At 73.6% G+C, this 8,345-nt stretch carries 9 protein-coding genes; 1 reads left to right on the plus strand and 8 read right to left on the minus strand.

All coding sequences use genetic code 11. The features are described from left to right. Window positions 1–3: 3 nt before the first annotated feature. Genes ABT352_RS19305 through ABT352_RS19320 form a run of 4 tightly spaced genes read right to left on the minus strand, consistent with a single transcriptional unit; the run spans window position 4 to window position 3,319 of the window. A complete protein-coding gene (locus ABT352_RS19305; RefSeq protein ID WP_350946221.1) occupies window positions 4–810 on the minus strand; it encodes a cobalt-precorrin-6A reductase in 807 nt (268 codons plus the stop codon). Further along, on the minus strand, window positions 803–1,546 hold the full coding sequence (cobM, locus tag ABT352_RS19310; RefSeq protein ID WP_350946222.1) for a precorrin-4 C(11)-methyltransferase: 744 nt from the start codon (window positions 1,544–1,546) through the stop codon (window positions 803–805). The genes ABT352_RS19305 and cobM overlap by 8 nt, the downstream gene beginning before the upstream one ends. After that, window positions 1,543–2,937, minus strand: coding sequence for a precorrin-6y C5,15-methyltransferase (decarboxylating) subunit CbiE (gene cbiE, locus ABT352_RS19315; RefSeq protein WP_350946223.1), 1,395 nt, complete (start codon window positions 2,935–2,937; stop codon window positions 1,543–1,545). The genes cobM and cbiE overlap by 4 nt, the downstream gene beginning before the upstream one ends. Continuing rightward, complete coding sequence (locus ABT352_RS19320; protein WP_502992874.1) at window positions 2,930–3,319, minus strand: pyridoxamine 5'-phosphate oxidase family protein; 390 nt, start codon at window positions 3,317–3,319, stop codon at window positions 2,930–2,932. Before ABT352_RS19320 ends, cbiE begins: the two co-directional genes overlap by 8 nt. Window positions 3,320–3,537: 218 nt before the next feature. Here ABT352_RS19320 and ABT352_RS19325 point away from each other — a divergent pair, with 218 nt between their 5' ends. After that, a complete protein-coding gene (locus ABT352_RS19325) occupies window positions 3,538–4,011 on the plus strand; it encodes a low molecular weight protein-tyrosine-phosphatase (protein WP_350946225.1) in 474 nt (157 codons plus the stop codon). A gap of 197 nt (window positions 4,012–4,208) precedes the next feature. Here ABT352_RS19325 and ABT352_RS19330 read toward each other — a convergent pair whose 3' ends face one another. The 4 genes from ABT352_RS19330 to sigK form a co-directional block, all read right to left on the minus strand. Further along, a complete protein-coding gene (locus ABT352_RS19330; protein WP_350946381.1) occupies window positions 4,209–4,868 on the minus strand; it encodes a fasciclin domain-containing protein in 660 nt (219 codons plus the stop codon). Between the two features lie 178 nt (window positions 4,869–5,046). After that, entirely contained in the window at window positions 5,047–6,657 is a 1,611-nt protein-coding gene (locus ABT352_RS19335) for a molybdopterin-dependent oxidoreductase (protein WP_350946226.1), read from the minus strand. 61 nt (window positions 6,658–6,718) lie between these two features. Then, entirely contained in the window at window positions 6,719–7,495 is a 777-nt protein-coding gene (locus tag ABT352_RS19340) for an anti-sigma factor (RefSeq protein ID WP_350946227.1), read from the minus strand. Beyond that, a complete protein-coding gene (gene sigK / locus ABT352_RS19345; protein WP_350946228.1) occupies window positions 7,492–8,091 on the minus strand; it encodes an ECF RNA polymerase sigma factor SigK in 600 nt (199 codons plus the stop codon). Before sigK ends, ABT352_RS19340 begins: the two co-directional genes overlap by 4 nt. Window positions 8,092–8,345: the final 254 nt, after the last annotated feature.

Below are 8,345 nucleotides of genomic sequence, written 5' to 3' on the forward strand. Positions count from 1 at the left end.
CCTTCACCGCTCACCGGCGTGCCGGGCCCGACGCCCCGAACCGGCACCCCCACCGGGGCCGCTCACACTCTCCAGCCAGGCGAGCGCCGCCTCGACGGTCCCCACCGAGACCACCCCCTCGGGCAGCGGCGGACGGCGTACGATCACCACCGGCACCCCGAGCTCACGGGCGGCGAACAGCTTCGCGGTGGTCATCTCACCACCGCTGTCCTTGGTGACCAGCACCTCCACCCGGTACTCGCGCATCAGGGCCAGCTCTCCGTCCACCGTGAACGGCCCCCGGCTCAGCAGCACCTCCAGACGTCGCGGCACCACCGGCCCCGGCCGGTCCACCGAACGGGCCAGGAACCACTGCCCGTCGAGACCCGCGAAGACCGGCAGGCTGCGACGTCCCGTGGTCAGGAACACCCGCTCCCCCAGCGAGGGCAGCAACTCGGCGGCGGCCTCCAACGAGGGCACCCAGCGCCAGTCGTCACCGGGAGCCGCCCGCCAGCCGGGTCGTCGCAGGATCAGCGACGGCAGGCCCGTACGGGCCGCCGCCTCGGCCGCCGAGGCGCTCATCCTGGCCGCGAACGGATGCGTGGCGTCCACGACGACCTGGACGCCGTGCTCCACCAGCCACGCCGCGAGCCCGCCGGGGCCGCCGAAACCTCCCTCGCGCACCTCCCCCACCGGCAGCTTCGGATCACGCACCCGGCCCGCCAGCGAGGACACCACGTGCGTCCGCGGACGATCGGCGAGCGCGGCGGCGAGCCGCCTGGCCTCGTCGGTGCCCCCCAGGATCAGGACCTTCAGCACGGGGTCAGTCACGGCAACGGGCCGCGGAGTACAGGTGACTGTCGGGAAACTCCGAAGCGGTCAGCACCCGTCCGACGACGATCACCGCGGTGCGGAGGATCCCCGCGTCACGGACCTGCCCGGCGATGTCGGCCAGGGTGCCGCGCAGGATCACCTCGTCGTCGCGGCTCGCCCTCGCCACCACCGCCACCGGACAGTCGGCACCGTAGTTGGGAACGAGCTCCGCCGCGACGGCCTCGACGCGCTGCACCGCCAGATGCAGGACCATCGTGGCCCGGCTACGACCGAGCGTGCCCAGATCCTCGCCCTCGGGCATGGGAGTGGCGCGCACCGAGGTGCGGGTCAGCACCACCGTCTGCCCCACCCCCGGCACCGTCAGCTCACGCCCCAGCGACGCCGCCGCCGCCGCGAAGGCGGGCACCCCCGGGATCACCTCGTACGGCACTCCCTCGGCGTCCAGCCGCCGCATCTGCTCGGCCATCGCGCTGAACACCGACGGGTCACCGGAATGCAGCCTGGCCACGTCCTCCCCCGCCCGGTGAGCGGCGACCATCTCCGCGACGATCTCCTCCAGGTTCATCCGCGCGGTGTCGACCAACCGCGCGCCCCGCGGGCACGACTCCAGCAACTCGGCGGGGACCAGCGATCCCGCGTACAGGCACACCGGTGCGGACGCGATCGCCCGCGCTCCCCGCACGGTGATGAGATCCGCGGCGCCCGGCCCGGCACCGATGAAACGTACCGTCATCGCTTCTCCTCCAGGACGGGCGGCTTGAGCACGGTCCAGATCGTGACGGGCATCATCGGCCGCCAGCCGGTGAAACCACCGACCGGAGAGGTCCTGCTGACCGCGAGCCGGACCATGTCACCACCGAGCCCGCCGTGCCAACGGGCCAGGACCGCCTCGGACTCGACGGTCACCGCGTTCGCCACCAGCCTGCCCCCCGGCCTCAGCGCCTCCCAGCACGCCTCCACCATCCCGGCGACCGTCACCCCGCCGCCGACGAAGACCGCGTCGGGCGTCTCCAGCCCGGCGAGCGCGGCCGGAGCGGCACCGGTCACCACGTCTAGACCGGGAACGCCCAGCGCCGCGGCGTTGCGTGCCACCACCGCCGCCCTGTCCGGACGCGACTCCACCGCGACGGCCCGGTTGTCCGGATGCGCGCGCATCCACTCGATGCCGATGCTGCCCGCCCCCGCACCGACGTCCCACAGCAGCTCCCCGGGAACGGGAGCCAGCCGGGACAGGGTGACCGCGCGCACCTCGCTCTTGGTGAGCTGCCCGTCGTGCTCGAACGCCTCGTCGGGCAGGCCGGGAAGGCGCGGCAGCGCGACCGTCCCGGCGTCCGCGCGGCACTCCACGGCGACGACGTTGAGATCGTGGGTCACGGCCGTCGACCAGGTGTCCGCCCTACCCGAGACCACGCGCTCCCCGGCGCCGCCCAGCCGCTCCAGAACCGTCACCGTGCTCGCGCCGTGACCTCGGGCGGCGAGCAGCGCCGCGACCCGGGCCGGAGTCCGGCCGTCGGCACTGAGGACCAGGACGCGACGGCCTTCGTGGACGACCGGGTGCAGCACCTCGACGGGACGCGTCACGAGGCTGACCACCTCGACACGGTCGGCCGCCCACCCGAGCCGCGCGCAGGCGAGGGAGACCGACGACGGGTGCGGCAGGACCCGCACCCGGCCGGCGCCGAGCAGCCGCACCAGGGTCGTGCCGATGCCGTGGAACATGGGGTCGCCACTGGCCAGTACGCAAACCCTGCGGCCCCGGTGGGAGGCGAGCAGCGAGGGCAGGGCGGGCAGAAGCGGCGAGGGCCAGACGACGCGCTCGACGCCGCGGTCCGCACCGGAGTCGACACCGAGTTCGGCTCCCCGCTCGACGCCCGACTCGCCACCGAACCTCGCACCGTGGTCGCCACCGGGTTCGGTTCCCGGCTCGACACCGTGCCCGGCAGCGCACTCGATGCCGAACTCCGGGACGAGCCGCAGTTGCCTGGCGCTGCCCATCAGAACCTCGGCGGCGCACAGCTCGCGCCGCGCCGCCTGCGACAGGCCGGCCCAGCCGTCGTCTCCGATCCCGACGACGACAACGGCGGGATCGACGGCGGTGGAATCGGCGGAGGAGGGCTCAGACATTGCCCAGCACCCGGGTGAGGCGGATCTCGACCACGACGCGGGCGGGATTCTCCCTCGGCACCCGATAACGCTCGGCGTAGCGGCGCTCGGCGTCGGCGACCGACTCGGGGTCGGTACGGATCACCGCACGCCCCTCCAGGGTCGACCAGCGGCGCCCGTCCACCTGGCAGACCGCGACGGCCGCCCCGCCTTCACCCGCCGCGAGCACATGGCGGACCTTGTGCGAGCCACCCGAGGTGATCACCCTCGCGATCCCCGAGTCGGCGTCCAGCGTCACCCCCACCGGAACGACGTGCGGCGTGCCGTCGGCGCGCACGGTGGTCATCGTGCACAGATGACGCTCCCGCCAGAACGCGCGGAGGTCCTCCCCGAGATCCTTCAACAGCCGATCCTTCCCCGATTCCGCTCTACCGGGCGACATGCTAGCCGCGGACCGCGTCCCCCCTCGGACCCGGTCACCGGCCGGGGTGATCACGCTCCCCTCGCGGCCACGGAGAATCCCGCGCGCCGCTCCGGCGGGAACCGATCGACACGGAAATCGACATAGAAACGGCCGTTCTCCCGGCCGTCACCCCCCGGGCAGGCGGCATCCTGATAAGCATGAGTTATCACATATGCGTGGTGTGCCTGGGAAACATCTGCCGCTCCCCCATGGCCGAGGTCGTGCTGAGGAAGACCCTCGACGACCACGGCCTCGGTGACCTCGTCACGGTCGACAGCGCGGGCACCGGCGGCTGGCACCAGGGCGGACCGATGGACGCGCGGGCCGCCGAGACGCTCTCCGACCACGGCTACGACGGCTCGGAGCACCGGGCCAGGCAGTTCCTGAGCGACTGGTACGACCGGGTCGACCTGGTGCTGGCCATGGACGCCCACAACCTCGGCGCCCTGCGCCGCCTCGCCCCCGCGGGCGCGGACGTGCGCCTGTTCCGCTCCTTCGACCCCGCCGCCCCCGAGGGCGCCGAGGTGCCCGACCCCTACTACGGCGAGCGCGAGGGCTTCACCGAGGTGCTGGAGATGGTCAGGGCCGCCTCCGAGGGACTCGCCAAGCACCTGGCGATCACCCTGAGGTGAGGTCCCCCCACAGGACCCGCGCTCGCCTTCGCGGGCAGCGGGGGTCTGTGATCTTCGGGTGAGGGATTTCCTCCCACCCGACGCCTTTACAAAGTAGATCACTAGTTGGCCGCCGGCACTTCGCCTCGCGACTCGCCCCGTGGCGCCCCGGGTGGCCGGGCTCGCCGCAGCGGTGCGGCGAGCCCTGCCCAGGGGGGTCACTTCTTGGGCATGAGTACGGTGTCGATGATGTAGACGGTGGCGTTGCGGGTGGCCACGTCGCCGCACACCACGCCCGCGTCGCCGACCGTGTAGTCCTGGCCGGAGCCGGTGGTGGTGACCTTGCCGCCCTGCAACGTGGTGAAGGAGCCGCTTTCCAGGTCGGCGGGGGTCTTACGGCCGGGGACGACGTGGTAGGTGAGGATGTCGGTCAGCGTCTTCTTGTCGGCCAGCACCTTGTCCAGGGTCTTCTTGTCGATCTTGGCGAAGGCGTCGTTGGTCGGGGCGAAGACGGTGATGCCGTCGGCGGAGTTGAGGGTGTCGACCAGGTCGGCCTTCTTCACGGCGGCGACCAGGGTGGACAGGACCGGATTGTTGGAGGCGGCGGTGGCGACCGGGGCTTCGGCCATGCCGGTGAAGCTGCCTTCTCCGGAGGCGGGAACCGCGGAGCAGGCCGTACCGAACGGCGCGCCGGCGGCGGACTCGGTCGCGGACTCGGTGGCCATCGGCGCGCTGCTGGAGGGGGCCGGGGCGGCGCTGCTGCCGGACGAGGCCGCCCCCGGGGCTGCGCCGGTGTCACCGTTGCCGCCGCACGCGGTCAGCGACGCGGCCAGGGCGAGCAGGGGCAGGACCGCGGTCAGGCGCTTCTTCGTGATCATCTTTGTCGGCTCCTTGTCGGTGTGCGGGCAGGTGGGGGAAAGCGGTCCGCGGCGGGTCGGTTGGTGTCCCGGGGCGGGAGAGGCGGCCACGGCCAGGACCGGCGATCCGGCGGCGACATGACGGATGTTCATGTTCTGGCGTCTCCTGTGTCTGGTGGATGGACGTGCTGAGGGGGGTTCAGGTGACGGTCACCAGGACCGTGTGCCAGCCGGTGGCGCCGTCCGGGATCGGCGGCACGCGTTCGGCGGGCTGGGTGTGGCCGGTGGCGTCGGTGGCGCGGACCTCGATGCGGTGCTGCCCGGGTGCGGCCTGCCAGGTGGTGCGCCATTGCCGCCAGGTGTCGGGCCCGGCGGAGGCGGCCAGGTCGGCTTGGCGCCAGGGGCCGCCGTCGACGCGGACCTCGACGGCCGCGATGCCGCGACGCTGTGCCCACGCGGTCCCGGCGACGGTGACGGCTCCGGCGGGTATCTCGGCGAAGGGTTTGGGCACCTCGATACGGGAGGCGGTTTTGATCGGCGCCTGTTCGGCCCAGCCGCGCCGGGTCCAGTAGGCGCGTTCGGCGGCGAAGCGGGTGAGCTTAAGGTCGGTGACCCATTTGGTGGCCGAGACGTAGCCGTACAGGCCCGGCACGATCATGCGTGCCGGGAAACCGTGGGCGGGCGGCAGCGGCCGGCCGTTCATCCCGATGGCCAGCAACGCGTCGCGGCCGTCCAGCACCGATTCCAGGGCGGTGGAGGCGCTCCAGCCGTCGGCCGAGCGCGACAGGATCTGATCGGCCCCTGCCTGGATGCCGGCCTCGCGCAACAGCGCCGCCAGATCGATGCCGAGCCAGCGGGCGTGCCCCGCGTACGGGCCGCCGACCTCGTTGGAAACGCAGGTCAGGGTGATGTCGCGCTCGGCCAGCGGCCGGTCCAGCAGGTCGGCGAAGGTGAGTTCGATCGGGCGGTCGACCAGGCCGTGCACCCGCAGCGTCCACTCCTGGTGCGGCACGCGCGGCACGATCAGCGCGGTGTCGACCCGGTAGAAGGCGTCGTTGGGCGTGGTGAACGGGCCGAGCCCCGGCACGTGCGCTCCGACCCCCGCTGGAAGCGGCCGGGCCGGGTCGGCGGGAGGGGGCAGTGTCAGAGCGCGGCCGTCGGCGGACGCCTGGCGCGCCGAGGTGATCGCCCGGCCGGCACCGCCGCTCAGGACGGCCGCCCCCAGTAGGGCGGCGCCGTGGGTGAGCAGTGCCCGCCGATCGGCTCCTGGCACAGGGGCCGGCGGCTGGACGGGATGGCCGTAGCGCCGCATCAGGTCGCCCGGCGTGACGCGGCCACCCGCCCTGGGTCGCGGTCCGCGCCGGGAGTACGGCAGGGCGAAGGTGCCACCCGCCGCCCCCACGACGGCGGGCAGCACGTCCACCGGGCCGGCTCCCGGCCGTGACAGCGCCGCGGCCCCGGCGAGCGCCGCGAGCCCGAGCAGGGCTGCGATGGCCAGGCGCGGCCGCCGGGGCGCGGCAGTTCCGATGGCCGCGGACGCGATCGCGATCACGGCAGCCAGTGTCAGGAGCAGGACCGGCTTGTCGGCCGCGCCGAAGGTGCGGATGGCGAAGTCCTTCAGCCACGCCGGGCTCAGGTCGATGAACACCGACCCCACCGCGAGCAGCGGACCGGCCTCTGGCCGGCCTGCCAGCGCGGCGGTCAGCTCCGCGACCCCCAGCGCCAGCACCGCCGCCAGCACGCCGAAGGCCGCCGACACGGGGGTCGATGCGGGGGGCGCGGCGCTGCGGGCCGGTGTCTCAGTGGTCACAGCAGGGCTTCGGAGCCGCAGCCGAAACGGATGGGGGTCACTTTCCCCGGCAGCGAGAAGGTCAGGCGGCGGGCATGTCCACCAGGAGCAACGGCGTGCCGGTCGGCTGCCGTGAACCACCGGCCGGTTCCAGCGTCACCCCTACCTGATCCGCATCGGCCCTGATGCCGCTGAATACCGGCAGGGTGCCGCCGGAGCCGCTGGAGGCGAGCAGGCCGGCCGAGGTGATCCGTCCCGGCGCGAGCTGCCACAGTTGGTAGACCCGGCCTGCGGGCGGATCGCCCAGCCCGGCCGCCCAGAACACCAGTGCGCCCTGCGAGCGCGACATGACCACCGTGCCGCGCCCACGCCCGCCCTCGGCAGACGGCGCGGCGGCCGGGGCGGTGACCGTTCTGGCGTCATCCGCACTCAGCACCGCGGCGATCCGCTGTTCCACGCGCCGGGCCTGCTCCAGTTCCTCACGTGCCTGCACGGCCGTCACGCCGAGCCCGGCCATCACGGCCAACGCCGCGGCCACGCTCACCGCCGCCAGCCAGGGCCGCCACGTGACCCTCCACACCCGCCTCGCACGTGCCGCCTGCGCGCCCGTCGGGGGCAGCTGACGCACCTGATCGATCTCGGCCAGCACCCGCGCCCGCAAACCGGCCGGCGGCTCGGCCACCGCCACCGCGCCAAGGCGCGCGGCCGTCTCGCTGAGCGTCGCCATCTCCTGCGCGCACTCGGCGCACCCGGTCAGATGCCGCTCGAAACGGCGCCGCTCCCCTTCGTCGTCTATGGCGTCCAGCGCATAGGCACCCGCCAGGGTGTGCGGGTCGGATCCGCCCTCTCCTGCCCTCATCGGTCCACCCCCAGGCAGTCGCGCAGCCGGATCAGCCCGTCGCGCATCCGTGTCTTGATCGTCCCCAACGGGGCCTTGACCAGCTCGGCGACCTCCCGGTAGGAGTAGCCGCCGTAGTAGGCGAAGGTGATCGACTCTCGCTGTAGTTCCGTGAGATTTTCCAGGCAGCGGCGCAGCCGCTCGCCTTCCAGCCTGCCCACCACCAGCTCCGGCACCTCGTCATAGGAGCGATGCGGGTCCAGCCGCGCGGCCCGCTCCTCCCGGTCGGTGCCGGCCTGCGCCGAACGCACCCGGTCGATCGCCCGCCGGTGCGCGATGGTCAGCACCCATGCCATCACCGACCCCCTCTCCGGTTCGAAGCGGGCGGCGCTGCGCCACACCTCCACAAGCACCTCCTGCGCCACCTCCTCACTGTGCGCCCGATCCCGCAGCACCCGCAGCACCAGCCCGTACACCCGCGGCGCCAGCACCTCGTACAGCCGCTCGAACGCCTCACGATCACCCCTGCCGACCGCCTGCAGCAACTCCTCCAGCGGCCCCGGCGGGGCACCGCCCGGGCGGTCCTCGCCCACCGGCGACCGGTCACGCGCTCGCATGCAGCCCCTCCTACCCCGGCCGGCACAGCACCGGCCACGAAATCCTTCGGAGCCGTCCGCGCGCCGGATGGGTCGCCCTGTATGAAAGACCGTCGAACGCCGGCCCGGCCGCGACGACCGCTCCGCCTCTTCGGCGACTGCCGCGAGAGTGCCGGTTGGTCTGCCATGAGTGGGCCGTGCCCCGACACCGTGCCCCGACACCGCGTCGTGGGGGGGGGGGGGGGGGCGCGGGGGCCGGGGCCCGCGCGCGGCCC

The organism is Streptosporangium sp. NPDC000563, from assembly GCF_040299985.1.
In the GTDB taxonomy this organism is placed as follows: domain Bacteria; phylum Actinomycetota; class Actinomycetes; order Streptosporangiales; family Streptosporangiaceae; genus Streptosporangium.

Excerpts from the sequence above, each read along its gene's own strand:
- ABT352_RS19340 (WP_350946227.1), bottom strand. The coding sequence starts at position 7,495 with ATGAGGGCAGGAGAGGGCGGATCCGACCCGCACACCCTGGCGGGTGCC.
- cobM (WP_350946222.1), bottom strand. The coding sequence starts at position 1,546 with ATGACGGTACGTTTCATCGGTGCCGGGCCGGGCGCCGCGGATCTCATC.
- cbiE (WP_350946223.1), bottom strand. The coding sequence starts at position 2,937 with ATGTCTGAGCCCTCCTCCGCCGATTCCACCGCCGTCGATCCCGCCGTT.
- ABT352_RS19325 (WP_350946225.1), top strand. The coding sequence starts at position 3,538 with ATGAGTTATCACATATGCGTGGTGTGCCTGGGAAACATCTGCCGCTCC.
- ABT352_RS19330 (WP_350946381.1), bottom strand. The coding sequence starts at position 4,868 with ATGATCACGAAGAAGCGCCTGACCGCGGTCCTGCCCCTGCTCGCCCTG.
- sigK (WP_350946228.1), bottom strand. The coding sequence starts at position 8,091 with ATGCGAGCGCGTGACCGGTCGCCGGTGGGCGAGGACCGCCCGGGCGGT.